This window comes from Sphingobacterium sp. UT-1RO-CII-1, assembly GCF_026711005.1.
Taxonomy (GTDB): domain Bacteria; phylum Bacteroidota; class Bacteroidia; order Sphingobacteriales; family Sphingobacteriaceae; genus Sphingobacterium.
This window is the reverse complement of record NZ_JAPPVJ010000005.1, coordinates 379,772-405,866: the sequence shown is the minus strand read 5'-3', so window position 1 is coordinate 405,866 and position 26,095 is coordinate 379,772. Positions and strand designations below refer to the sequence as shown.

General features: G+C 38.1%; 18 protein-coding genes and 1 tRNA gene. 11 read left to right on the top strand and 8 right to left on the bottom strand.

From position 1 onward, the window contains the following. Window positions 1-17 precede the first annotated feature (17 nt). Together ORI89_RS13495 and murB are read right to left on the bottom strand one after the other, a co-directional pair. Window positions 18-530 carry an RNA polymerase sigma factor gene (locus ORI89_RS13495; protein WP_268231016.1) on the bottom strand — a complete coding sequence of 171 codons (513 nt, stop codon included), beginning with the start codon at window positions 528-530 and terminating at the stop codon, window positions 18-20. 271 nt (window positions 531-801) lie between these two features. Continuing rightward, window positions 802-1,818 carry a UDP-N-acetylmuramate dehydrogenase gene (gene murB, locus ORI89_RS13490; protein WP_268231015.1) on the bottom strand — a complete coding sequence of 339 codons (1,017 nt, stop codon included), beginning with the start codon at window positions 1,816-1,818 and terminating at the stop codon, window positions 802-804. A gap of 99 nt (window positions 1,819-1,917) precedes the next feature. Between murB and ORI89_RS13485 the strand changes: the two genes are divergently transcribed. After that, window positions 1,918-2,532 (top strand): TetR/AcrR family transcriptional regulator, encoded by a 615-nt coding sequence (locus ORI89_RS13485; RefSeq protein WP_268231014.1) that lies wholly within the window; start codon window positions 1,918-1,920, stop codon window positions 2,530-2,532. On the opposite strand, the gene ORI89_RS13480 is transcribed toward ORI89_RS13485, so the two are convergent. Both ORI89_RS13480 and ORI89_RS13475 read right to left on the bottom strand, forming a co-directional pair. Beyond that, on the bottom strand, window positions 2,521-3,501 hold the full coding sequence (locus tag ORI89_RS13480; RefSeq protein WP_268231013.1) for a YpdA family putative bacillithiol disulfide reductase: 981 nt from the start codon (window positions 3,499-3,501) through the stop codon (window positions 2,521-2,523). The genes ORI89_RS13485 and ORI89_RS13480 overlap by 12 nt on opposite strands. 4 nt (window positions 3,502-3,505) lie before the next feature. Beyond that, entirely contained in the window at window positions 3,506-5,668 is a 2,163-nt protein-coding gene (locus tag ORI89_RS13475) for an FUSC family protein (protein ID WP_268231012.1), read from the bottom strand. A gap of 358 nt (window positions 5,669-6,026) precedes the next feature. Between ORI89_RS13475 and ORI89_RS13470 the strand changes: the two genes are divergently transcribed. The 4 genes from ORI89_RS13470 to ORI89_RS13455 all read left to right on the top strand — a co-directional run bounded on the left by ORI89_RS13470 (window position 6,027) and on the right by ORI89_RS13455 (window position 10,417). Next, window positions 6,027-8,600: a phosphoenolpyruvate carboxylase gene (locus ORI89_RS13470; protein WP_268231011.1), complete on the top strand. Its 2,574-nt coding sequence runs from the start codon at window positions 6,027-6,029 to the stop codon at window positions 8,598-8,600. Between the two features lie 75 nt (window positions 8,601-8,675). Next, a complete protein-coding gene (locus ORI89_RS13465; RefSeq protein WP_268231010.1) occupies window positions 8,676-9,239 on the top strand; it encodes a hypothetical protein in 564 nt (187 codons plus the stop codon). Window positions 9,240-9,389: 150 nt separating this feature from the next. After that, complete coding sequence (locus ORI89_RS13460) at window positions 9,390-10,271, top strand: Ppx/GppA phosphatase family protein (protein ID WP_268231009.1); 882 nt, start codon at window positions 9,390-9,392, stop codon at window positions 10,269-10,271. A 63-nt stretch (window positions 10,272-10,334) separates the two neighbouring features. Continuing rightward, window positions 10,335-10,417, top strand: a tRNA-Leu gene (locus ORI89_RS13455). Between the two features lie 69 nt (window positions 10,418-10,486). Here ORI89_RS13455 and ORI89_RS13450 read toward each other — a convergent pair. Together ORI89_RS13450 and ORI89_RS13445 are read right to left on the bottom strand one after the other, a co-directional pair. Then, a complete protein-coding gene (locus ORI89_RS13450) occupies window positions 10,487-11,281 on the bottom strand; it encodes a (Fe-S)-binding protein (protein ID WP_268231008.1) in 795 nt (264 codons plus the stop codon). 13 nt (window positions 11,282-11,294) lie between these two features. Further along, window positions 11,295-12,587 (bottom strand): (Fe-S)-binding protein, encoded by a 1,293-nt coding sequence (locus ORI89_RS13445; RefSeq protein WP_268231007.1) that lies wholly within the window; start codon window positions 12,585-12,587, stop codon window positions 11,295-11,297. Window positions 12,588-12,889: 302 nt separating this feature from the next. Here ORI89_RS13445 and xpt point away from each other — a divergent pair, with 302 nt between their 5' ends. Further along, entirely contained in the window at window positions 12,890-13,462 is a 573-nt protein-coding gene (gene xpt / locus ORI89_RS13440; protein ID WP_268231006.1) for a xanthine phosphoribosyltransferase, read from the top strand. 48 nt (window positions 13,463-13,510) lie between these two features. Here the strand turns inward: xpt and ORI89_RS13435 are convergent, their stop codons facing one another. Next, complete coding sequence (locus ORI89_RS13435) at window positions 13,511-14,344, bottom strand: MBL fold metallo-hydrolase (RefSeq protein ID WP_268231005.1); 834 nt, start codon at window positions 14,342-14,344, stop codon at window positions 13,511-13,513. Between the two features lie 266 nt (window positions 14,345-14,610). On the opposite strand from ORI89_RS13435, the gene ORI89_RS13430 reads away from it, so the two are divergent. Genes ORI89_RS13430 through ORI89_RS13420 form a run of 3 tightly spaced genes read left to right on the top strand, consistent with a single transcriptional unit; the run spans window position 14,611 to window position 19,444 of the window. Further along, window positions 14,611-15,324, top strand: a complete 714-nt coding sequence (locus ORI89_RS13430) for a class I SAM-dependent methyltransferase (RefSeq protein WP_268231004.1) — start codon at window positions 14,611-14,613, stop codon at window positions 15,322-15,324. A 34-nt stretch (window positions 15,325-15,358) separates the two neighbouring features. Continuing rightward, window positions 15,359-15,865 carry a thermonuclease family protein gene (locus ORI89_RS13425; protein WP_268231003.1) on the top strand — a complete coding sequence of 169 codons (507 nt, stop codon included), beginning with the start codon at window positions 15,359-15,361 and terminating at the stop codon, window positions 15,863-15,865. Window positions 15,866-15,904: 39 nt separating this feature from the next. After that, window positions 15,905-19,444 carry an AAA domain-containing protein gene (locus tag ORI89_RS13420; RefSeq protein ID WP_268231002.1) on the top strand — a complete coding sequence of 1,180 codons (3,540 nt, stop codon included), beginning with the start codon at window positions 15,905-15,907 and terminating at the stop codon, window positions 19,442-19,444. 81 nt (window positions 19,445-19,525) lie between these two features. Here ORI89_RS13420 and ORI89_RS13415 read toward each other — a convergent pair whose 3' ends face one another. Continuing rightward, complete coding sequence (locus tag ORI89_RS13415) at window positions 19,526-21,163, bottom strand: UxaA family hydrolase (RefSeq protein ID WP_268231001.1); 1,638 nt, start codon at window positions 21,161-21,163, stop codon at window positions 19,526-19,528. Between the two features lie 281 nt (window positions 21,164-21,444). Here ORI89_RS13415 and ORI89_RS13410 point away from each other — a divergent pair, with 281 nt between their 5' ends. Then, window positions 21,445-24,525, top strand: coding sequence for a SusC/RagA family TonB-linked outer membrane protein (locus ORI89_RS13410; protein WP_268231000.1), 3,081 nt, complete (start codon window positions 21,445-21,447; stop codon window positions 24,523-24,525). Between the two features lie 12 nt (window positions 24,526-24,537). Continuing rightward, window positions 24,538-26,082: a SusD/RagB family nutrient-binding outer membrane lipoprotein gene (locus tag ORI89_RS13405; RefSeq protein WP_268230999.1), complete on the top strand. Its 1,545-nt coding sequence runs from the start codon at window positions 24,538-24,540 to the stop codon at window positions 26,080-26,082. Window positions 26,083-26,095 lie beyond the last annotated feature (13 nt).

The following is a 26,095-nucleotide window of genomic DNA, read 5'->3' as shown; positions in this document are numbered from 1 at the left end:
TAATTAAAGGTACAGCTTTAATTAGTGAATTTGTAGGCGTTTAATGTTTTTTTCATTGACTTTCTTGCCACATGTATACGTGTCTTGACGGTACCTATGGGAATATTGAGGTGGTCTGATATTTCGTGGTATTTGTAGCCTTCAAAGTACATGGTGAAAGGTATATAATATTCGTCGGATAGGTTGGACAGGGCATCATTGATGTCGTCCATAATAAATTTACTTTCTCCACGGTTTTTACTGGCGGAAACAAATAAGTTTGCGCTCGTAATTTCTTCTTCTTTGGTTATAAATGAATTAGTTTTTACTAAGCGGCGGTAATTGTTTATGAAGGTGTTCTTCATAATGGTGTATAACCAACCTTTCAAATTGGTGCCTTCTTTGAAGTTTTTAAAATAGGTTACTGCCTTTAATAATGTTTCTTGTACTAAGTCGTTTGCGTCATCCTGATCTCTAGTGAAATTTCTTGCATAGACCTTTAATGAGTCAGCATGATCCGTAATCAAGGCATTGAATTCTAATTTGTTCATTATTGATTGGATTAAAAAGTTTACAAATACTAATTGATCGTTAATCAATCAGTCATTAATAGGCAACACCTCATGCCATATGAAGTATAGCGTTTGGTATAAACAATACAAACGCTGTGCTAAACTTTTCAAAACAGGTTAAAAATGAATAAATTTTAGATTATTATTAAGTTAATAATTGTCTTTTTTGTTGAATATAAATAGCTGTTTACTATGCTCTTGGTCGCTTTTTGTTCAGTTTTAGCAAAAAAATGATGTTTTTTTCAAAAAATTATAAAACATTTACTTCACGTTCTAGTTTTACATTAAACTTTTGATACACATCGTTCATTATTTTAGACGATAGGTTGTAAATTTCTGTTCCCGAAGCTTCGCCAGTATTTGTGAGAACCAGTGCTTGGTTTTTCCAAACAGCAGCATTTCCATCTCTTTTTCCTTTCCAGCCACATTGTTCAATCAGCCAGCCAGCAGCTAGTTTTACTTTTCTGTCGTCTACAATATAGTATATGATATCAGGGAATTTCTCTTTAAGGCTCTGGAGAAAATCTGTTGCTATAATAGGATTTTTGAAGAAACTGCCCGCGTTGCCGATTGTTGAAGGGTCGGGTAGTTTTTCTACTCTAATTGTTGAAACCGCTTCCGCTACTTCTTTTATAGTAGGGTTGTTTATTCCTTTGCGGCTTAATTCGGTGTTTATAGCACCGTAAGAGGTGTTTATTTTATGTTGTAGAGATAGCTTATAAGTAACAGCAGTGATAACGTAGCGTCCCTTATATTCTGTTTTAAATATGCTGTCTCTATAAGTGAATTTACAATCGTCTTTACTAAAGCTAGTGAAGCTGCCAGTATGGGTGTCAAATGCTTGACAACTATAAAATACATCCATGAGCTCGGTGCCGTAAGCACCAATATTTTGGATAGGGGAGGCGCCAACAGTACCAGGGATGAGCGCCATATTTTCGACTCCGCCAAAACCACGGTCAATACAATACCAGACGAAGTCATTCCATATTTCTCCAGCTTTAGCTGTTATATAGATGTAATTTCCTTCGATGAAATGGCTAATTCCTTTATTATCAACTTTCAGGATAGTGCCCGGATAATCTTTCGTAAAAAGGACATTGCTGCCACCTCCTAGAATGAATGTGTTTTGATCGAAATAGCCTTGTTCATAGATGTTTGGCAGTTCGTTCTCTGAATAAATATGTATGAGTTTATTGCATGATGCATCGACTCCGAAAGTGTTATATGCTTTTAATGAAGCGTTTTGATGGATGTGTTTTGTCATTTTATGTTGACTGATCCTTTTAATAAATCAAAAAAAGGACTAACTTTATACTATAGTGTAAAGATAATATAAACAACAGTATTAAAGTAATAATTATTGATGTCGAAGAATGTTGATTTAAAAAGAGCTAAAATTTTGGAAGTTGCTAAGCGTCGGTTTGCCCATTTTGGGATGGCGAAAACGACGATGGCAGAGATTGCTAAGGATCTGTCGTTCTCGAAAGCTTTACTGTATTATTATTATCCGGATAAGCATAGTTTATATACGGCAGTAATGGAGTATGTGATTAACGAAATGGTTAATCGTGTGGATACATACCTGATGAAGTCCAGAAGTGTGGAGAAAGCACTTTTATTTACCTTGGAAGTGCGTATGCAGACTATGAAAGAGAATTATAATCTGTTTGAATATTCTTCCTCTCTGTTTATTCAGAACCCCTGCGAAATGACGAAAAGCTTAGGCCCATTCTTTGAAAAAGTTAAAGAGCAATTTGTTCGTATCCTCCAGATGGGGGTTGAGAATAATGAAATTGTGGTGGACGGATTGGAAGAAACTGCAGAGATTTTTCTCTTTGCTCTAATGGGCATGCGAACAGGTGTGTTAAATAAAGAATGTAACAATAATTTCTTATTCCCTACACCTGAAGAGTTTGAGCGTATTTTGCGTAAACAGAAAAAAATGATGTCTATTTTACTGCGAGGATTACGTCCGTAATGCTTGTTGTTCTACAATATGTTTGGTTATAATTTCGGCATGAATTCTTGAGTTTTCAATAAACCAAAGATGTGTGTTTAATCCTCCGCAGACTACGCCAGCGAGGTAAAGCCCTGGAATATTAGTTTCCATAGTGCTTTCGTTGTGTTGCGGAATCATGGCATTCGTTGTGTCTATTTTAACGTCAACTTTGCGTAGAAAATCAAAATTGGGCTGATAACCAGTTAGAGCCAAAACAAAGTCATTCGGGATTTCAAGAATACCTTGTGGCGTATTTATTTTTACGTTATTTTCTGTTATTTCAAGTAACTGGCTGTTAAAATGAGCTTTAATTTCGCCTGCGGAAATTCTGTTTTCTACGTCGGGCCTGACCCAATATTTAACCCGTGGCCCAATTTCAGGACCTCTAACGACCATCGTGACATTCGCACCTTTACGAAAAGTCTCTAGAGCAGCATCTACGGAGGAGTTGCTTGCGCCAATGACTACCACATTCTGCTTTGCATAATAATGTGGGTCATTATAATAGTGGGATACTTTCGGTAGGTTTTCGCCAGGTATATTTAAAGAAGTAGGAATGTCGTAAAAACCTGTTGCAATGATGACGTATCTTGCAACATAATTATCTTTTGAGGATTTCACAAAGAAGAGGCTTTCTTTCTTTACTACTTCTTGCACTTCTTCAAAAAGGTGGGTGTTGAGTGCAAATTTATCTTCTATCCGTCTGTAGTATTCTAAGGCTTCTGCGCGTTTTGGTTTCGGAAGAGTAGTAACAAATGGTGTATCTCCGATTTCGAGACGTTCGGCTGATGAAAAGAAAGTCATATTGACGGGGTAGTTGTACAATGAGTTGACCAAGCAGCCCTTTTCTAATATAATGTGAGATAGTCCTTTTTTTTGCAATTCTATAGCGCAAGCCAAACCGATGGGGCCTGCGCCTATTATTAATACGTCAAAATAATTATTCATTCTTTCAAGCTGTGTGACCTTCTATCTGTTGAGGAGATAGGTCTTGTGTTACTTTGTGTAAATCTCTCGAAATTTTACTTAAAAACTGTAATTGTTCCGTAATTAAATTTGCATCCTCTTCTTCATGGACACATTCTTGTAGCGTGGGAAAGTCTTGGAAAGGAGTGAAAGCACTATTTCTGCTGTCATCAGGCAGGAGTAAGATCGCTTTTTCGATTTCGGATAAAATCCTTTTTAATAAGTTTACATGCTCTTTGTTGAAAAGCTCTACATAGGTTTTGTTCACTTGGGTGAGTAAGTTGGCTGTGTAGGATGATAAGATGTGGCTTAATATGACAAACCTGTTGACATCCGTCGTGTAGGTTTGTCTCCATTTAGGCTCGGTCAACATGCGCTGAAAGGTTGACCCCATGTTGGCGGATGTAATGTAGACTTCCTTTCTTGCCAACTTATAGGCGGTGACAGATATGCTTTGACCATTGAGCCTTTGTACGGCTAGTGCTATGTAGTTATAGTTGGCTATTAACAGGCTTCGCATATTGCCTTTAAATTGGGAGCTTTCCCAGTTAGGGAATATAATATAGCTGGAGAGGAATGCTATCATTCCACCTAGAAAAGTGTCGAATATTCGTTCTTGTGCAAGCTCTAGACTATTCATGCCCCTAAAGCTTAACAGTATCAGGACATAAGGGGTTACAAAGACGACGGCCACGATGTAGTTTACCCGGAACATACTGTATGCTATCAAGAAAAATAGAATTAGCAGGACGAAACGGATCGTAGGGTCATCAATAGTAAAAACGACAACTCCACCTATAATACCGCCAATTATTGTGCCGATAAGCCGTTGGAAATTTCTTTCCTTGGTTAAACCAAACCCCGGTTTTAAAATGACGAGTATGGTTAATAAAGTCCAATATATTCCGTTTGGATTGAAGTCCATAAGTCGGAGGCTTAGGTAGGTGCCCGATAGGACTAAAGCTGTCCGGAGTGCATGTCTGAAAAATGATGACTCTAGACTGAGGTTGTCTTTAAACTTTTTCCAGTCAATTTGGTCTTTCGTGATAAACTGGGATACAGAGTCCATCTCCTCTTTAGGGATTTCCGAAAGATTGGATGAACCGTAGCTGTAAATATTGTCTAAAAACTTAACGATATCACGTATATTTATAATAATCTTTTTTAAAGGGAAGGTGTTTACTCCCTCTTCATCCAATTTATCAAGAGCAGCTTTTAACTGGATGATATCGTTGTCAAACTTATAGGTGGGTTTGGGGATGCGGTTGGCGTTTATTGCGTAAGCAATATTATCCATTTCATGAGTGACTTTGAGTAAGACATTTTTAAATGACAAAAGTACCCCCGTGGCCCCATAGGTCGAGCGTATGGTGCTGTAGTCATATTGAGTGGTCATGCTTTGTTCAAATAGATCGACCATATCTAGGAAGACAAGCGTAAGATAACGCCCGATTTTTGTGGTATCTTTAATTGATCTTTTGCTCTGAAACAATATATTTCTGACCGACTCCTGCTCGTCATGTACTTTGACCTGCGTTTCGATAAGCTTTAAGTAATTTTTATCTTCATTGATTTTGAGGTCATAAAAATCAGCTTTAACACGGATGTAGTCGGCTACTTGTCTAATGGACTCTGATAGCTGCTGCTGCGCTATACGATAAGGGCGGATGCGCATCATAGACATGCTGATGAGCATATACCACAGACCACCGATACCTATGTAAAGCATGTATAGCCATTTGTTGGCGGCGATCAAGTCCGGGTGGATGTTAAATACCATAATAAGTGTTGACATCGTTCCTACGGTTGCAGCACGTGCATTGAATACAGCGAGCATTGCCAGCAGGAAAGTAAGGATGGCAAATGTTATGGTTGTTAAGCTTATCGAGAAATTGACATGTATAATGATAAAATAACAAGCTAAGCATAAAAGTAATGTTGAAAGCATCCCGAGCCGCCGGTGGGAAGGTGCGCCAGGTGTGTCTGATAAGCCGACAACAAGTGCACCTAAAGAAATTAACGTTCCTACTTCAAAATAGCCTGTATAAGCACACACTAGAATGGGGGCTATACATCCCAGTGTGATTTTGATGCCTTCCGCAAAGTATTGACTATTTAAGAAATGTGAAATTTCTTTTGTTTTATGCATAGTTAAGAAATAGTAAAATGTGAGAACTGTATAAGGTTGTTCAAATTTACATAAAAATAGTAAGTTATCCGGTTGTATGAAAGATATAGCAAATTTATTCGTGCGGGGTTATTATTGTTTTGCGAATTGTGTAGTTTTATAGTGGTAGAAAGGCTTTATGCTAGGCTAGGCGTTGTTTGACCTAGGTTTCTAACAATAGTTTTGCGAATATGCTGTTTTGTTGGTTTTTTGATAAAAAATATAATTTTTTAATACTTAAATTTCATATTATGGTTGTATTTAATGTAATTATTGTATAATTTAGTCCGGTTCGAATAGAATTAACCGTTCGTTCATTACTTATCTCTTATAGTTAATCATGAAATTGAGTCAAAAACAATCTGTCTTTAATAATGAGGTTCTAACACGATTTGATCTATACAAGAGTCTTTTCTTGACTTTGCCTTTTCAAAGTGTGAAACATACTGGAACGATTCTTCCTTTTTTTACAACACATTGCGAGAAGGGGGTGGAGGAAAACTTAACGCCTGAAAATATTATAGAGAGTTTTTTCGGACAATACGAACAGTATGTGCAAGCGGATGATCGTATTGATTTTTTATTTCGAATAGTTCAATATATAGAACGGCAGGTGGTTTTGTTTGATGCGGTAGAGGATTCTGCATTTCAAGCTGTAGGTAAGTCGGATGAGTTTGGGGTTTTGCAGGCGCTTTTTCAGCGCTCGAAAGATAATCCCGAATTGAAGAAGCAGGTGGTTGATAAATTGCGCGATTTCTCGGTCCGACTTGTATTAACTGCACACCCTACGCAATTTTACCCTGGGCCGGTGTTAGCCATTATTACGGATCTGATAGAAGCTTTAAAAACAAATGACTTCCCTAATATTCAACAGTTGCTTCAACAGTTGGGGAAAACACCGTTTATTAATAAGGAACAACCAACTCCCGTGGATGAAGCTGCAAGCTTAGCTTGGTTTTTAGAGAATGTTTTTTATAAAGTAGCATCGGAGATTCAGTCAAAAATTGATTCGGATCTCGAGTTGCCCATGGAAGATGTAAAGCAATTGATCGAGTTAGGTTTTTGGCCAGGAGGGGATCGTGACGGAAACCCAAATGTTACAGCAGAGAGCACTAAAAAAGTAGCTGCCATGCTGAGAACAATACTTTTCCGTTGCTATTACCGCGACTTTAGAGTGGTAAAAAGACGTATCACCTTTAGGGGCGTGGAGAAGTATTTGGGGGTTTTACAAAATATTTTTTATGAGAATAGTTTTAATCCGATTGAAAACCCGGAAGATGATACAGCGTTGATATTGGAAAATCTTCATGCAATTAAGAGCGTTTTGGAAGAGCAGCATGATGGGCTTTTTGTAGAACTTGTGGAAGATCTCATTCGTAAGGTAACAACGTTTGGCTGTTATTTTACAACGCTAGATATCCGTCAGGATAGCAGTATACTGCGCAATACTTTTGACTATCTTGTTAATCGTTTTCCGGAGACTGGTATTGATTTGGATAAAACTAGTTTGTCTGAAACTGATAAGCAGAACCAAATTACTTTCAATGAATTTGATTTTAATTATGGTGACGATGCAGACAAGCTGATTGTTGATACGTTGGAAGTAATAGAGCTTTTGAAAGCTATACAACGTTCGGGGAGTGAGCGTGCTGCGCAGCGTTTTATTATTAGTAATTGCCAGCAGGCATCGGATATTTTAAGTCTGATGCAGTTGTTTTTATGGCGTGGCTGGAGCAAAGAAAGTTTAAGTATTGACTTTGTACCATTATTTGAAACGGTTGACGATTTGTCAAGAGCAGCAGATGTGATGCGTAGTTTGTACGCTAACCCTTCATATGCCGAGCATTTGCAGAGAAGAGGTAATAAGCAAACCATTATGTTAGGCTTTTCAGATAGTACGAAGGACGGAGGGTATTTAATGGCCAACTGGTCTATTTACCGTGCTAAAATCGAGTTGACCGCCATTGCCCGTGAGTATGATGTTGATTTGGTGTTTTTTGACGGACGTGGAGGGCCACCAGCACGTGGAGGAGGTAAAACACAACGTTTTTATGCCTCTATGGGGAAAGAAATTGCAAATGAACATATACAGTTGACTATTCAGGGGCAAACGATCAGTAGCCAATATGGTTCTGTTGAGAGTGCTCGCTACAACATTGAGCAGTTGCTGCAAGCGGGGATAGCTTCTGAAATTCAACAAAAGGATGGTGATACACTGACCGCTAAGCAGAAAGAAGTTATTGATCAGATGGCACACGAAAGCCACGTGAAGTTTATGGGCTTACGGAAGCATCCGTTGTTTTTACAGTATTTAGAAACAATGAGCCCTTTAAAACAACTTTCTGAGGTGAATATCAGTAGTAGGCCAGTGAAGAGAAACTCGGGAAAAGAGTTGCGTTTAGAGGATCTGCGGGCGATTAGTTTTGTGACCTCATGGAGCCAGCTGAAGCAAAATATACCTGGGTTTTATGGTGTGGGTACAGCTTTGCGCTGGGCCGAAGAGAACAACCTGTGGTCTTATGTTAAAAACTTGTACGAAAGCTCAGGTATGTTTAAAACCATTATAGACAATTGTATGATGTCTATGACAAAGTCTAATTTTGACTTAACGGGATATATGCAGTACGATCCGACTTTTGGAGAGTTTTGGAAAGATTTGAGAGCGGAGTTTGAGCTTACCAAAAAATATGCTCTTAAACTAAGTAACTCGGATGTATTGATGGCTGATTACCCTGTGGATCGTGCTTCGATATTGGCACGGGAGAAGATTGTATTACCGTTGCTTATCATTCAGCATTATGCGATCCGATCATTAGCGCAAGGAAAGATATCTGATAAAAAAGAAGCTGTTTTTAGAAAATTAATAGCCCGTACGATTTATGGAGTGGTCAATGCTGGAAGAAATATCGCTTAATGTACACTAAGTTGTTTATTTTAAGACAGGAAGTCGATTATTTTTTTAATTTTGTAGGATAAATACAAAAGAGAGATGAAATTTAATACTTTATTTGTTGCAGCTGTATGTGCAAGTGCTTTATTGGTTTCTTGTAATCCTAAAACGGCTACGGATAATCAACTGAATTTTACGCAAACAACTTTAGTTGATGGTGACGCTTATCAGTTTTTTCAGATTGTTGGAGCTAAAGCTGTATATGAAGCGGATTATGCAGACTATGTAGAGACAGTAGCTAATTCTTCACAGGCAAAACAGGTGGCTGCGAAATCTAAAGAGGTTTATGCTTCACTTCTGCCTGCTATGGATAACTTAGCTATAGTAAATCAGGTTGTTTTCCCGATCAGAGGAGCAGAGGTATTTAAAGCGGAAGAGTTTGGTGTAGCAGCTGATTCTGCAAAAGCAGATTTGAAGGTTTACAGTGATGAGGCTTATTTGTTACATGCACAAAAGGAAGCTGCAGCTGTTAAGACGCAGATAGAGCGCATTGTTAGAAATACAAATGCAGGCTTGCAAGACTTTGCAAAGGCTAATCTTGAAAAGGTAAGTGAGCTTTATATTTTAGCAGGAGGTAAAGAGGAAGCACACACTGGACACTAACAAAAATAGGCCAGTTAAAGAAATATTAATTAGAGGAATATGCTGAAGCATATTCCTTTTTTGTTTTAAATTAACTGAAAATTAACAACAGGTTAATGTAGATTTGAGTAATATTGTGAAATTTCGTTTTACTTTTAACAGATATAATTTGTGAGATACGGGGCTATTGATATAGGATCAAACGCAGTTAGATTATTAATTGCGGAGGTAAATAAAGAAAAAGTACCTTTTAAATTTAAAAAAGAAGCGCTTATTCGTGTGCCTTTGAGGTTGGGGGATGATGCTTTTATTCATCATCATATTTCTGATGCTAAGTTTGATAATATGGTGAAGACGATGCAGGCTTTTCGAAATTTAATGGATGTTTATAGGGTATCTGATTATATGGCCTGTGCAACTTCAGCGATGCGGGAGGCCGATAATGGAGATGAGATTGTTGTGGCTTGTGGGAAGGTTGGCATTGATATCAATATTATTGATGGAGGTAAGGAAGCGAAGATTATTTATAGTAGTCAGTTGCGTGATAATATTGATGTCAACAAAGTGTATTTATATATAGATGTCGGAGGGGGGAGCACGGAGATTTCCCTGTTTGCGAATGCAGAAGTTGTGGCGTCAAAATCGTTTAATTTAGGCACAATCCGGATCTTGGATAATCAGGACAGCCCCGAGATATGGCAAGAGTTGAAAGAGTGGGTTCGTGGAGTTACAAAACCGTATAAGAATATTTATGGAATAGGTACAGGGGGAAATATGAACAAATTGTCACGGTTTGCGAATGAAAAAGAAGATAAACCCATATCGTTTGCAAAGCTTAAAGCTATATATGATTATTTAAGCTCGTATTCGCTTAAAGATCGTATTCATGTTTTGGGGTTAAAGCAAGATCGTGCTGATGTTATTATTCCGGCAGCGGAAATATTTCTGACGATTATGAAGGTGGGACAGCTGAAGAATATTGTTGCGCCACGTGTGGGGTTGGTTGATGGAATTATACAGACTTTGATAGACAGAGAGTTAAAGGAAGAGTAGTTTAAATACGCTAATTTTCTTTTCAAATGGAGTAAAAAAACGTTACTTTTGCTGATAGAATAAGCCCAGGTGGCGAAATTGGTAGACGCACCATCTTGAGGGGGTGGCGCCTTATGGGCGTGGCAGTTCGAATCTGCTCCTGGGCACTTCAAAGAAATAAAAAAACGCTTTGTATATTTATACAAAGCGTTTTTTTATTATGGGTTTGTAAAAGTTTATAACTTATTTGCTTTTACTGTAATTTCGGCGATATCTAGGACTTCTATATTTGCTTCTTGCTCTTTTATTTTTACACCGTCTTGGAGCATGGTCATACAAAACGGGCAGGCAGAGGCTACTAAACTTGCTTTTGTCTCTATGACATCTTCGATGCGTTCGATATTTACATCTTTTTTTCCAGGTTCGGGTTCTTTGAACATTTGTGCCCCCCCGGCGCCGCAACAAAGACCATTGCTCCGGCAGCGCTTAAGTTCGACAAGATCAGCATCTAATGTTTCAAGAATTTTACGTGGAGCTTCGTAGACATCGTTCGCCCGGCCCAAATAACAAGGGTCATGGTATGTTATTCTTTTGCCTTTAAAGGTGTTTCCGTCTGCGGGTTTTAGCTTGCCTTCGTCTATCAGCGATTGAATAAGTTCGGTGTGGTGGATAACTTCGTAATGCCCGCCTAAACTCGGGTATTCATTTTTTAACGTATTAAAACAGTGCGGGCATGCGGTTACTATTTTTTTTATTTCGTAGCCATTGAGAATGTCTATATTCATCATCGCTTGCATCTGAAATAAAAATTCATTGCCGGCCCGTTTTGCAGGATCTCCTGTGCAGCTTTCTTCTGTTCCGAGGATAGCGTATTTGATACCTACATGCTGTAATATTTTACATATATCCTTGGTTATTCGTTGTGCCCTTTCATCAAAGCTTCCTGCGCAGCCTACCCAAAATAATAGGTCTGGAGATTCTCCTTTTGCGAGTAGCTCGGCTACTGTTGGGACGTGAATATTATTTTCCATACGTTGTATTATTTTATTTATTTGCCCAATTCGCACGGTCGGCCTGCGAATATTTCCAAGGGGCGCCGTTGTTTTCTAAGTTGCTAAACATAGCGTTTATACTGCTAGGTGCCTGTGACTCTTCCATAACAGCGTATTGCCTTAGTCCGACAATGATTTCTAAAGGGTTTATATTAACCGGGCATTGCTCGACACAGGCATTGCAGGTGGTACAGGCCCATAATTCTTCTCTCGTTATGTAACTGTCTATTAATGACTTTTCATCTTCTTTAAAAGTGCCGTTTTTTGAAATATTACGTCCGACTTCTTCTAAGCGATCACGGGTATCCATCATGATTTTTCGAGGAGAAAGTAGTTTTCCGGTAATATTTGCCGGACATGCTGCGGTACATCGGCCACATTCTGTACAGGTATAAGCGTCCAAAAGGTTTTTCCAGGTCAGGTCGTGTACATCTTTTGCTCCAAATCGAGCCACTTCACCACTTGGAGGCGGAATAGATGGGTCTAACATAGACTTTACTTCAGCGGTGACTGACTCTATATTAGTAAACTGGCCTTTAGGTTCAAGCTTGGAGAAGTAGGTGTTCGGAAAAGCAAGAATAATATGCAAATGTTTCGAAATAGGAAGATAGTTCAGAAATGCAAAAACGCCTATGATATGAAACCACCAACAAAAACGCTCTATGAACACCAAAGTATTTGCAGATTCGGGAAGCATAGCGCTTAAATACTGGCTTACGGGAAATGCTCCTGCTTCATGGTAGCCGGCCGCGCCCTGTTGCTGTAATGAATAGTCCGCTGCGTTCATAAAGAGAAAAGCAGCCATTAAAAGTATTTCAGTGATTAGAATTAAATTGGCATCGGTCTTTGGCCAGTCTTTTAATTCAATCCCTTTAAATCTGTAAATATTCAGTAGATTTCTTCGTATAAAGAATATAACACAACTTACCAATACTCCCAGTGCTAGCCACTCGAAGGCGAAAATTAAAAAATTATAGAAGCTGCCTAGCGCAGAAAGTATACGGTGGGTTCCGAATAAACCATCAATAACTATCTCCAGCATTTCTATATTTATGATACAGAAACCAACATATACAAAAAGATGGAGAATTGCCGGTAGCGGTTTTTTGAACATCTTTTTTTGTCCAAATGCTACGAGCAGCATTAGTTTTAAGCGTTCTCCAGGGCGGTCGCTACGATTAAGTGGCTGACCCAGTTTTATATTTCTATAGATTTTACGTGCATTTTTACTAAATAAAAATACAGCAGAAAATAAAAGAATAAAAAAAATGATTTGACTTATCATAACTATCTTTTAGGGTTTTAACCAAATATAAATATATAAATTAATATTATGCATGCATAGTATTAATTTGGAAGGATTAAAAATTACTTTTATCATTTTTGTATATATGGAATACAAGTTAGTCATTTTTTAACTGTCCTTGTTTTTATAAATGTGAAGAGGGGCTGATATTATTATATACAGCTAATTTCTTAAGCAAGTTCTCGTATATTTGCATCTTTTATACGATTGTCCTTATGCTATGGTTGCTTTATAGCTCTAATGGGCATTGATAAGGAGCTGTTTTAAAAATATACTTACATATGCAATTATTAAAAGATAGAATTCTTCGTGATGGAAAAAGTTTTAATGGAGGAATTTTAAAAGTAGATAGCTTTATTAATCATCAGATGGATCCTCTTTTGATGAAGTCTATTGCTGTAGAGTTTATGCGTCGTTTTAGTGGGCAATCTTTTAATAAAATTATTACTATTGAGGCAAGTGGTATAGCTCCGGCTATTATGTTGGGATATCTTTTAGAGCTGCCGGTTGTTTTTGTGAAAAAAGCAGTGCCTAAGACAATGGATGACATGATTAGTGCACAGGTTTATTCGTTTACAAAAGACCGCACCTACGATATCTGTGTGAGTAAAGAGTTTTTAGGTCGCGATGACCGAGTTTTATTTATAGATGATTTTTTGGCTAATGGTAATGCAGCCTTAGGAGTACATGATTTAGTTACTAGGGCAGGTGCTGTACTAATAGGAATGGGTTTTATAATTGAGAAGTCTTTTCAGCAAGGTGCAGAACGTTTAGCAGGCTTAGAGAGTGTTCAAGTGGAGTCTTTGGCACGTATAAAAGAGCTAAAAGAAGGTGAAGTGGTTTTTGAAGATTAAATAGTAGGAAAATGTAGGGTCATAATTTACATTTTCCTACTGAGTATTTTAAAGATCATTTAATGTAAAGGTGTCTTTGAGACGAATGCCTTTCTCTGTATGTTGAAGTGTACAGCAAGTATTGACGGGGTCATGCTCTAAAAAGAGGATGTACTCTTTGTCGACTATTTCTTGCCAGTAATCTTGTTTTTCGGTCATTGTTGTTAGTGGGCGAACATCGTAAGCCATGACATAAGGAAGAGGAATATGACCGACAGAGGGAAGAAGATCGGCCATGTATAGTATGGTGTAACCTTTATAATTTATCTGTGGTAGCATCATAGCCTCGGTGTGTCCGTAGGCATAACGAAATGAAATATCGGGACTGTATATTTCGTTTTCTTTTATAAAGTTGAGCTGTCCGCTTTCCTGTAAAGGGATAATGTTTTCACGCAGAAAGGAGGCTTTCTCTCTTGGGTTAGGATTTATAGCCCAGTCCCATTGTTTTTGATTGCTCCAGAAAGTAGCGTTTTTAAAAGCAGGCACTAGCAGGTCCTTTTCTCTTTTTACAGCTCCGCCTACGTGGTCGAAATGTAGATGGGTTAAAATGACATCCGTTATATCGTCTCTATGAAATCCATGTGCAGCTAAAGAGCGATCAAGCGTGGCATCTCCATGTAGATGATAGTGTCCGAAGAACTTTTCATCTTGTTTATCGCCGAGAGCGGTGTCTACTAAGGTGAGTTTTTTACCGTCTTCTATGAGTAGGAGTCTGTTTGCCCAAGTACATAGGTTTCGTTCATCAGCAGGGTTGGTGCGCTGCCATATTGATTTTGGCACAACTCCAAACATTGCTCCGCCATCTAATTTAAAAAATCCGGTATCTATGCTATATAGTTTCATGGTGCTTTTTTTAAAGTGTATGCTGGGATGATTGTAATCATCTTCATAATTTTAATCAAAATTATGAAATTTAAATTAGTATACTGTTTTAAGAGAAGAATGTCTTATCATCTATAAGAGAGACTCTTTTATTTCGTCTGGAAATTGTATAACTTGAATGCTTAGTTTTTACATGAAGGTAAAGGGAAGGATATTTCCTAGGACAATTATAGGACAATTAAAGAACAAACTGAGCTTGCAAGCTCACCTAGTAATTAGAAACACATATGAATAATAAATCGACGATTAAAGAGATAGAAGAACGGTTTGATAACGATGTTGAACGGTTTTCAAATTTAGAGACGGCACAGCAGACAACCTTAGATGCTGTTTTTAATTTGGAACTGATGACAGAAGCTATTTCTAGGCAGTATACGGATTTAGCAACGGTACTTGATATTGGTTGCGGCGCTGGGAACTATGCCGTTAAGCTATTGCATAAAGTGGGGAACCCCGATGTTACTTTGGTAGATTTAAGTCAAAACATGTTGGATCGTGCTGTGCAGCGTGTCTCTGCTGAAACCACAGGTAAGGTTTTACCAATGAAAGGAGACTTTAGGACGTTGGACTTTAAAGAAGAGTCTTACGATGTGATTATTGCTACGAATGTGTTGCATCATTTGCGGGGTAATGATGATTGGGTAGCGTGTTTTTGTAAGCTATACTCGCTGCTTAAAGAAGGTGGTAGTTTGTGGATTTTTGATTTGGTACATCAGGTTGATGATAATTTGCAGCAGTATATATACCATGATTTGTATGGTGGCTATTTAACAAGTTTGAAAGATGAAAATTACCGTGACCATGTTTTTGCTTATATAGCGAAAGAGGATTCGCCGAGAAGTTTGATGTATCAACTGAACCTGATGGAAGAAGTGGGTTTTTCGAAAGTTGATATTCTGCATAAAAATTTATGTTTTGCTTCTTTTGTAGGCTATAAATAGGAGAGATTTGAGGTTTTGTTTTTTAATATTTTGCTTGTTTTTTAATTTTACGAGCTGTCAGTCCGATGCCATTAAGTTTTTACAGGATATTTTTTTAGTTGAAGACGAAGCCCTTGAGGATGGGTGGTATAGGGTAAATAAAGTTATAGATGGTGATACTTTTTGGGTGCAAGATAGTTTAGGTAGTGAGATGAAGATACGTTTGATTGGGGTTGATGCGCCCGAAACCCGGAATGTTTTTCATAAAAAAAAGCATCCTTACGGTGAGGTCTCAAAAGAATATTTAACCGACTTAATATTGGGAAGTGCCGTTCGGGTTCAGTTTGATGTAGATTCGCTGGATAGATATGGACGTACCCTGGCTTATGTGTATACTGCTGATGGAGAGTTTATTAATGAACATATGGTGCGAAATGGCTATGCTACTATTATGACTGTGCAGCCTAATGTTAAATATGCTGATTTATTTCTGGAATCGCAAAAATATGCCCGTGATAATAGCTTAGGTATTTGGGGTGAAGAGTATTTAGTAGAGGAGTAAAAGGTGTTGATTATTAATTAATAGTGCATAACACAGATTATGGCGGATAAGTTGGGGATGTTGGAATTTGTAGATGAGCTTGAGAATCTTTACTACAACGTATCAGAACCTATTGATAAAAGATATTTACAACTGCGTGTCTTATTAGATAAGATGTGTAAAGGGTTGACGTATAGTGAGTCTGTTCAGTTTTCAGGTTTGTTTTCTCGTCTTAGTTTTGTTTGCAGTAAGTATGGTATTGCTTCTACAATTCAAGATGTAAGAGTTACTGCAAATAAAGTATTCCATGAAAATTATATACCTACAGAAGAATTGTATATATATCATGTATCGTTGGTGGGGAAGATGCTTAGAAATATATATCAAGTACAAATTCCGACCGAGTTCACGCAAGGGACAAAACCCTATACTGAGACACGGAGTGTAGAGAGAACGAGCTTTAAAGATGCTAAGGTTTCTATTATTGAAATACAAGATCGGGAACTCGTTTGTCAGCTGGATATTAGCGGTAATAGGGAGCTGCAGCACGGCTTTGAGGCTAATGCCCTGATAAGAGTACAGGTAGACGACGAGTTTGTAGATGGTTTATTCCCATCATTTGATTTTTTTTGGGTAGGAGCCGTTCTGTATCTTATTGATATTAATATGGATGCTGAGGGAGTCTTTCACCCAAAGCTAGTTGTCCTCGAGCCTGATTATCTGTTGGATGTGTCGGCTATTGCAGAATGCCTGCAGGATTATGGACATAGTGAATTGTTTTTTCTGAAATCTAAATTTGAGTCTGTTGCCAACTCCAAACATATTCTTTTAGGTAATTATGCGAATCTAGTAGTTGATGAGATTTTTTCTACTAAAGAAAATTCGCTGGATTTTAGTCATACTTTTATTCAACATTTTAAGGCTAATCCATTAGAATATTCAACTTGTAAGGATATAAGTAAAGCACCTGATTTTCGAGATTATTGTTTTGATAGTGAACGGCATTTTGAAAAAATAAAAGAACTTATTCAGCAAGATTTTACCACGATAGATATTGATTTAGATAATGTTTCTTTGGAACCTTCTTTTCTTTCGGAAAAATATGGAATTCAAGGAAGGATGGATATGTTGGATTGGAGAAAAGATGGAGCCATATCTAAAGTGGTAGAACTCAAATCGGGGCGTCCGCCATTTCCTGATGATGGCGCAGGAGTAAAGGAAAATCACCAGGCACAGTTGTTTATGTATTATCTGTTGTATTCGCAGGTGGAAAATATATCATTAGATAAGCTCAATAGGAAAGTGCAAGGCTATGTGATGTATTCGAAACCTGAGAAAGATAATTTACGGGGTATAGCTGTTTATATTAAAGAGTTTCAAAGAGTGGTTAATCTTAGAAATAGGATTATCGCGCAGGAATATATTCTGTTAAGAGATGATGAGGCTTTGACAATGTCTTTGCTAGGGAAGATTAATTCGAAGAATCTTATCAATAAAAATATTAATTTAAATTTTCGTCGACTTTTAGAACCTCAGATTGATAGTTTCGGGCAACGTATGGAAAAGTCATCAGCGTTGGAACGTTCTTATCTTGCATCTTATGTAAGTTATATTGCTTACGAACAATTTTTGAGTAAAGTAGGTGGGGCTGATGGTGATGCATATCAACAAGGTAACTCGAAGCTGTGGCTGGATAGTTTTGAGGAGAAAAAAGATAAATTTGAGATACTCTATGACTTGGTTATTGTTGTTAATACAATTGATGAGGAGACAAAGAGTATTGAGTTTAGACGAACAAATTTAGGAAATAATCATACTAATTTTAGACAGGGAGATTTATGCTTATTGTACCCCAGAAATAGGGAGGGAGATGTCGTTTCTAAAAGCCAGGTCTTTAAATGCACGATTAAAGCGATTAATAAGGATAGCGTGGTGGTGGTTTTCAAATATAAGCAAAGAAACACGAAGTACTTTGATAGTTTTGGACCTGAGGGGCTCTGGGCTTTGGAGACGGATACAATGGATGGTTCTTTTACTGCTATGTATAGGAATATGTATCGTTTTTTAGGGTTTGAGAAAGAGTTTAGAGATTTGATCCTGACACAGAAAAGACCTACAAGTAGTAGAAACTATGGCTATGAAAATGATGCGCTATCTTTTGAACAACAGCAGGTTATTAATAAAGCTTTATCGGCAGACCATTATTTTCTGCTGAATGGTCCGCCGGGAACAGGCAAGACGTCCATTATTGTGAGAAACTTAGTGAAAGAGCTGGTTGGGACGAAAAAAAACATCTTAATTTTGGCTTATACGAATCGGGCTGTTGATGAATTGTGTGATGCTGTTTTAGAAGCGCTGGGGGGAGCTTGTAGTGATTACTTTATCCGTTTTGGGAATAGTTTGTCGTGCTCCGAAAGGCATAGAGGCAGTCTGTTAGATGTGGTTATCAGCCGAAAAAAGCTAGAACTGGAAAAAAAAGGAAAACGCTTCACACGTGCTGATGTAAGAGCTCTATTAACGAGCTACCAGGTTTATATTTCGACCGTTGCTTCTATGAATAGCAAAGAACAGGTTTATGACCTTAAGAAATTTGATTACGTTATTGTTGATGAAGCTTCTCAGATATTAGAACCTTATTTGATAGGTGTTTTGGGGCATGCTGAAAAATTTATATTGATAGGGGACCATAAACAGTTGCCTGCGATCTCGCTGCAACCTTCAGAGCGGTCGAAAACCACAAATGTAAAATTGCATCGCATTGGTTTAATGAATCGAAACAATTCTTTGTTTGAAAGACTTTATAAGTTTTGTGAAAAGAATAAGTTGGAGGATGCTTACGGTAGTCTTACTTATCAGGGGCGAATGCATCAGCAGATTGCTGTGTTTCCTAATGATGCATTTTATGGCGGGATGCTTGCCGAAGCGTACGATACGCCCGGCTTGAAGAAAGAGCAGCAGCAATTGTTGAGTAGGCAAGTTTCGGACCTGCCGTTTAAAACAGCCGATGAGAATTCGTTGGCAAATTTGCTAAGTACAAGACGGATGATTTATTTTAATAATCCTGAAGTTGGAAAAGCATATACTAAGTATAACGAATGTGAAGCAGATTTGGTGGTATGTTTGATTCAGGAAATTTGTTCAATATATGCGAGTAACGATAAGGTTTTTGACCCTAAAAAGACAGTAGGCGTTATCGCTCCTTTTCGTAATCAGATAGCTTTGATAAAGCAAAAAATGGAGGAAGCTAAACTTCCTTATTACGATGTTATAACAGTAGATTCTGTTGAAAGATTTCAAGGTAGCCAACGTGATATTATTATTTATTCGTTTTCGTTGAACAGTACTCATCAGCTACGAAGTATAGTCAGTTTGAATGATGATGGTGATGTGGACAGGAAGTTAAATGTTGCTTTAACACGAGCCCGTGAACAAATGATTTTAATAGGTAATGATAAAATTTTGTCGAAAGAGCCTATTTATTTACGGTTGATAGAACATTACAAGTCACGGGGGGAATATATAAATATGCCTATAGCAGATATATTGGCGTATAAGTTTATTTATAGCTCGCGTAAGCTGGTAAGCCATTACGAAGGGTAGTTCGGTTTTTTTAATTAAGCTTTCTTTGTGATTAATGGGTAATCTCCCTCAATAAAAATGAGGGAGATTATGTGTGCTGTTTTATAAGCTTATACCTCTTTTCCAAGGGATGAAATCATCCTGCTGTAACTCTACAGCTTTAGGAATAACTTCACCGCTAGCAACTTTTATACAAAGTTCAAGAATTTCTGCACCCATTTCAGGAATAGTCTTTTCGCCTGTTATAATAGCACCCGTATTGATGTCAATAATATCAGGCATTTTTTGTTGGAGCGCATTGTTTGTTGCGACTTTAATTGTTGGACATATGGGGTTTCCGGTCGGTGTTCCCAAGCCGGTGGTGAAGAGAATCAGGGTAGCGCCAGAGGCGGCTTTGCCCGTTGTAGCCTCTACGTCATTGCCAGGTGTACACACTAGATTTAGTCCTGTATTGCGTATCGGCTCTGTATAGTCCAAGACATCAACTATTGGTGAGTTTCCTCCTTTTTTAGCGGCTCCATTGCTTTTCATAGCATCAGTAATTAAGCCGTCTCGGATATTTCCCGGCGAAGGGTTCATGTGGAAGCCCGAGCCTACTTGTTCTGCTGCCTGCCCGTAGCTTTCCATGAGATTAATGAACTTTTCGGCATGTTCTTCTTTTTTCATGCGGTTAAGTAGTTCTTGCTCTGTACCACATAGTTCAGGAAATTCGGCAAGTAATACAGAGCCCTGTAAAGTAACGAGTAGATCTGCTGCGTAACCTACTGCAGGATTGGCTGAGATGCCACTAAAGCCATCACTGCCCCCACACTTTACACCCAATACCAGTTTATGTAAAGGCGCTTCGGAACGTGTGGTTGTATTGGCGTTTATCAATGCTTCAAAGGTTTTTTGTATAGCTTTTTGTATCAATGCGCTTTCGGTTCCTACTTGTTGCTGCTCGAACTTCAGTACGGGTTTAGTAGAGTTAGGGCAGCGTTTCTGAAGTTCTTCCTCTAGCGCTTTAAGCTGTAGGTTTTCACATCCTAGGCCCAGTATTGTTGCTCCTGCAACATTGGGGTGGTCAATGTATGAAGCTAAAAGTTTGCCCAATATGACAGCATCTTCACGTGTTCCGCCACACCCGCCTTGGTGTGTTAAAAATTTTATACCATCTATATTTTTAAAAAGTCTTTTGCTTGTATTATTTCCGGGTGTGCCGAGCGAAATAGTTGTTACAGAATCTTCTTTTTTATATGCTGCTATTAATTCATTAACATAGTCTTTATAATTGTTAGGAACCCCGTATCCCAACTGATCTATTAATGCCTCTTTGATAATATCTAGATTTCTGTTTTCGCAAAATACAGTAGGAATAAAAAGCCAGTAGTTAGCCGTACCCACCCTGCCATCATCTCGTATATATCCTTTAAAGGTGCGGTTTTTGAATTGATCTATAGCGGGGCGTACCCAGTCATGTTGGTAGCCTTTGTAGGAATATTTTGATGTTGCGTGTTTTGAGTTTGATGTGGTCATGATTTGACCTTTCTTTACATCGGTTTGCGCGGTGCCTACCACATTTCCATACATGATAATATGCTCTCCAACAGCTAAGTCTGTGGCGAAGAACTTATGTTTAGCTGGTATGTTGTCGAGGAGTTTATATGTATGGCTTTCATCTTTTATTGTGTCGTGGATGGCTAAGTCCTGTAAAGCTACGATGACATTGTCTTTCGGATCTAATTGAAGTGTTTTTCTCATATTTTTAAAGTGTTTTTTGTCACCTATTCATTTGTTTTTAAGTCTGCTTATAGCTTTATAAGCATCGTGTTATTGTTTGATTAGGTGTGCTTTTTTTTACATAAATCTCCTAGGTTTTTTGACAAGATTATCCATTTTATGTGACGATTTGAAATATATTATCGGTAGCGTTATCGGTGTTTTATTCGCCGTTTTTATTGTAAATAAAAAAATATAGCCATTTCTTTGGGTTGATCGGGTACGAATAATTAGATAAACAATAAAGTAAACCACTTTAGATTATGACATGTAAAAATTACCGTAAGAGGGTATTTACATTTGGATTCTCTCTTTTTATTTTCTTTTTAAATTTTAGTCTTTACGGACAGGAAAATGCAAAACTTTCTCGATTAGTTACTATAGTCGATGAACAGACACAACAACCTTTAATCGGTGCCACTATTCAGAATATCAAGACAAAGAGCAGTACGAGTGTCGTGGCTGCTACACCGACTTCTATTGATGCTTCTGTTGGTGATTCGATTCAGGTAACGATGGTTGGTTATAGGAGTAAAGTATTTATCGTGACCTCGGAAACCAATTATAGAGTAGTGCTGCGAACTCAAAATGAGTCTATTGGGGAAGTAGTGGTAACGGCGCTTGGTATAGAGAGGGAAACCCGTGGGTTAACTTATTCTACCCAACAATTGAAAGGTGATGCAGTAAGTAATATCAGGGATAACAGTGGAAATGTGATGAGCAGTTTAACCGGTAAAGTAGCAGGTGCTACGGTGACGACAGCGTCGTCAGGACCAGGGGCTGCTGTGAGAGTGGTGCTGAGGGGTAATAAATCCTTGTCAGGTAATAATAATGCATTGGTTGTTGTGGATGGGGTAGCGTTTGATAATTCTCCTGGTAGACAGGCTACAGGTACATCAGCAGGTTATAGTAATAGTGATGGTGCTGCGAATATTAATCCAGAAGATATTGAGTCTATTAATGTACTGAAAGGGGCTGCTGCTGCTGCCTTGTATGGGAGTAGAGCTGCGAACGGTGCTATTATCATTACAACTAAGCAGGGGCGGTCGGGGAAGTATCAGTTCGATTATCATGGTAATGCCTCTATAGAGTCTGTACATATGCTTCCTAAATTTCAGAATACTTATGGGAGGGGAAATGGAGGTGTGACAGGAACTAATGTCGGAGAAAGTTGGGGTGAGAAAGGAACGACTATATCTGGTAATGTAAAGAGTGTATTTAGAAATGCACCTACTTTCAATAATAGTATTAGTGCATATGGAGGGTCCGAAAAGATGAATAGCTACATGTCATATTCCAATAATCATGTTGGGGGGATTTTACCTCAAAATAATATGGATAGAAATAGTTTAAATCTCCGATTGAATACGGAGCTCATTCCGAAACTTAAAACAGATGTCAAGTTAAATTACATTAATCAAAAAATTAATAATAGACCTAGACTTGGAGATGTAGGTGTGCCAATTGAAGCATACATTATGCCTAGAGACTTAACGCTTGATGAATTGGCAGATTATGAATCTATCAACCCATCAAATGGTGAACCAATGCGTAAGTATTGGTCAGGATCTACAATTTATAATAATCCTAACTGGTGGATTAATCGCACTTCGGTGAATGAAGCTCGGGATAGAGTAACTGCATTAGGAAGCGTTAGCTACGATATTACCGATGGCTTAACCTTATTGGGACGTTATAGTTTTGATCAATATCAAGACATTATTGACGGTTCTTTTTATGAAGGCCTCGCCGATATTAGGGTTGGTGGAATGTATTATGAAACGCACAGTAAATATTCTGAGCACAATTTTGACTTTTTAATCAATGGCAAGAATCGTCTCTCTGAAAATGTGAACTTAAATTATAACATTGGAACGAGTTTTTTGTCTCGCAATTATAATACTTTTCAAAACATGGCTAATGGCTTATCTATACCTAATAAGTTTTCTCTTGCCATGGCAACTACTCCAGAGTTTTTATTAATAGATGGATATAAAAGACAATTGAACTCGGTATACGCAAGTACACAGTTGTCTTTTTACAATAATATTTTTTTAGATCTTACAGTTAGAAATGACTGGTCCTCAACTTTGCCATCTCCACATAGTTATTTCTACCCATCTATGGGCCTGGGAGTAGTGTTTAATGAATGGTTAAACTTACCGTCTTGGGTAGATTTTGGAAAATTAAGAACTTCAATAACAAGAGTAGGAAATGACGGACAGCCTTATCTGCTAAAGCAGCTTTACCAATTTGGGCTAGGTGCTGGCCGCGGATTTGTGTCTAGAAGTCAAGTAAAAGCAATACCTGATTTAAAGCCTGAGATTACGAAGTCTTTTGAGATAGGTTTAGATATGAAGTTTTTTAATAATAGGTTGTCTTTTGATGCAAATTATTATAAGACGAATACGATTAATCAGTTGATGTTTATCTCTATGCCTATGGCTAGTGGTTTTGGTAGAGAATACATTAACTCAGGTGATATTGAAAATCGTGGTTTTGAACTGCAACTTTCCGCTACACCTGTACTTAAAGAGAACTTTAAATGGAATATGGATTTGAATTTTTCTACCAATACAAATAAGATTTTGGAGTTGCATGAAAAAACGAAGAGAGCCAATATTACCGATAATACAAAATATGCTACTGTCGTTGTAAATGAAGGTGGAAAGTATGGGGATCTTTATGGGCATGTTTGGAAGAGAGATCCTGGTACAGGAAAGTTTGTCGTAAATGATAAGGGGCTCCCGGTTGTTGAAAGTAACCAAAAGTTAGGGAACTTCAATCCCAAAGCTTTATTGGGATGGTCCAATAGTTTTTCTTATAAGAACTTTTCTTTAAATGCGTTGATTGATGCACGAATTGGAGGAGAGATTGTTTCGGGTACTGCAGCCTATTTAGCAGCTTTTGGTGTGGGTGATTTTACGGAAAAGCATCGTGAAGGCGGTTGGGTAATTGACGCTGTTAAACAGGATGGTTCTGCGAATGATGTTGCTATATCTGCGCAGGATTTTTGGCAAACTGTTTCCCAGGGGGGGCGAGATGGCTATGGGCAATTTTTTACTTATGATATGACAAATGTTAGAATGCGAGAATTGTCGTTGAGTTATAAATTTAATGTTGAATCTATAAAAGGTATTAAAGCAGCTCAATTTTCACTTATTGGACGAAACCTTTTCTTTTTTTACCGGGGGAAGTCTAAGTTAAACACCCCTGGGTTAGGAAAAACAAACAGCCCTATCGATCCAGAAGGTGCATTAGGTGCTGGGAATTACCAAGGTGTGGAAGTAGGTTTACCTCCAGCAGTAAGAACATTTGGTATGAGTGTTAAATTGTCATTTTAAAAAGAAACAATCATGAGAAAATCATTTTTATATAGCGTATTAATCAGCATGAGTCTGTTTTCATGTACTAAGAATTTTGAAGATTATAATGAAGATCCTAATCGGTTAACAGTCGTTGGTGCTAGGGAACGACCATTTATGTTTGCTAAAGCCCAATCTTCTGCTTCGATGAATAGATCTTTTTATCAGACTGTTCAAAATTTAGGTGCAGACTTATATTCTCAATACTTTGCATTAACTACGACCTCATTCCGTACGGATAGGTATGCGCTTACTCCGGACTGGCAGCGGCGGTTTTGGACAGTTGTTTATGTAGATACTGCACCTCAACTATTGTCTATTCTAGAAAGTGTAGACGAAGACTCGGGTGAAGCTGCGCTTGCTAATATTATGTGGGTGTATGCATTTCACAGACTAGCCGATCATTTTGGTCCTATACCTTATTTTGATGCGGCTAAGGCTGATGGTGTGATAGCTTATGATCCTTTAGATGAAATTTATGATGATTTCTTTAAGCGATTGACTAAAGCTGTAGAACATTTAAAAGCACTTCCGCAGGGAACTAAGATATATGAAGGTTACGATCTTATGTATAACGGTGATGTTCAAAACTGGATTGTATTTGCCAATTCTTTGCGTTTGAGATTAGCCTTGCGGATATCGAAGGTTAATTCTGACAAAGCCAAAGTAGAAGCGGAAGCAGCTGTTGCGTCGGGAGTGATGTTAAATAATAATCAGAATGCTTCAGTGGCAAAAGCGCTATCGGGTAATGATACCAATGGACTTTCACAAGTAGCTGTGTGGAATGAATTTGCTATGAGCTCGACGATAGCGTCTTATTTGAAGGGCTACGATGACCCTCGATTGTCTATCTATTTTCAACCTAGTATTGCTACTAGTAGCTTTAATAGTGTGAGAAATGGGCTTAGTTCTTCAGACTTAGGCGATATTCGAAATCAAGCTGTTTCGAATTCTAATGTAGGCAAATATTGGGTTTCACATAATGGGCAAGTGTTTGTTGGTGAGCTTACTGCTAGATTGCATGTTATGGCCGCTTCGGAATCTTACTTTCTGCGAGCCGAAGGAGCGTTAAATGGGTGGAATATGGGCGGAACAGCACAGCTACTTTATGAGTCTGGAATCAAAATGAGTATGGAGCAGTGGGGAGTGCAAGAAACTGAAGCTCTTGATTATATTCAATCTTCTCTTACACCAACTCAGCCTGATGATTTTCATAATTCTCCAGCGGTTTCCAATATAGGTGTTGCTTGGTCATCGACTATTAGTGAGCAAAGAGAGCAGGTGGGAGTACAGAAGTGGATAGCGATTTTTCCTAACGGTATGGAAGCTTGGGCTGAGTTTAGACGATCAGGCTATCCGAAAATGTATGACCTTCTTGTTTCAGAAAATCCAGATTTACCAGTAGGTACTTTTATTAAACGCTTGCCTTATCCTTTGACGGAAGAAACAAATAATTTAGAAGAGCTAACAAAGGGACGTGCTTTACTGGGAGGTGAGGATAATGCTGCAACTCGTCTATGGTGGGATGTGGATTAAGATCTTTTTTATG

Excerpts from the sequence above, each read along its gene's own strand:
- ORI89_RS13495 (WP_268231016.1), bottom strand. The coding sequence starts at position 530 with ATGAACAAATTAGAATTCAATGCCTTGATTACGGATCATGCTGACTCA.
- murB (WP_268231015.1), bottom strand. The coding sequence starts at position 1,818 with ATGACAAAACACATCCATCAAAACGCTTCATTAAAAGCATATAACACT.
- ORI89_RS13485 (WP_268231014.1), top strand. The coding sequence starts at position 1,918 with ATGTCGAAGAATGTTGATTTAAAAAGAGCTAAAATTTTGGAAGTTGCT.
- ORI89_RS13480 (WP_268231013.1), bottom strand. The coding sequence starts at position 3,501 with ATGAATAATTATTTTGACGTATTAATAATAGGCGCAGGCCCCATCGGT.
- ORI89_RS13475 (WP_268231012.1), bottom strand. The coding sequence starts at position 5,668 with ATGCATAAAACAAAAGAAATTTCACATTTCTTAAATAGTCAATACTTT.
- ORI89_RS13470 (WP_268231011.1), top strand. The coding sequence starts at position 6,027 with ATGAAATTGAGTCAAAAACAATCTGTCTTTAATAATGAGGTTCTAACA.
- ORI89_RS13465 (WP_268231010.1), top strand. The coding sequence starts at position 8,676 with ATGAAATTTAATACTTTATTTGTTGCAGCTGTATGTGCAAGTGCTTTA.
- ORI89_RS13450 (WP_268231008.1), bottom strand. The coding sequence starts at position 11,281 with ATGGAAAATAATATTCACGTCCCAACAGTAGCCGAGCTACTCGCAAAA.
- ORI89_RS13445 (WP_268231007.1), bottom strand. The coding sequence starts at position 12,587 with ATGATAAGTCAAATCATTTTTTTTATTCTTTTATTTTCTGCTGTATTT.
- xpt (WP_268231006.1), top strand. The coding sequence starts at position 12,890 with ATGCAATTATTAAAAGATAGAATTCTTCGTGATGGAAAAAGTTTTAAT.
- ORI89_RS13435 (WP_268231005.1), bottom strand. The coding sequence starts at position 14,344 with ATGAAACTATATAGCATAGATACCGGATTTTTTAAATTAGATGGCGGA.
- ORI89_RS13430 (WP_268231004.1), top strand. The coding sequence starts at position 14,611 with ATGAATAATAAATCGACGATTAAAGAGATAGAAGAACGGTTTGATAAC.
- ORI89_RS13420 (WP_268231002.1), top strand. The coding sequence starts at position 15,905 with ATGGCGGATAAGTTGGGGATGTTGGAATTTGTAGATGAGCTTGAGAAT.
- ORI89_RS13415 (WP_268231001.1), bottom strand. The coding sequence starts at position 21,163 with ATGAGAAAAACACTTCAATTAGATCCGAAAGACAATGTCATCGTAGCT.
- ORI89_RS13410 (WP_268231000.1), top strand. The coding sequence starts at position 21,445 with ATGACATGTAAAAATTACCGTAAGAGGGTATTTACATTTGGATTCTCT.
- ORI89_RS13405 (WP_268230999.1), top strand. The coding sequence starts at position 24,538 with ATGAGAAAATCATTTTTATATAGCGTATTAATCAGCATGAGTCTGTTT.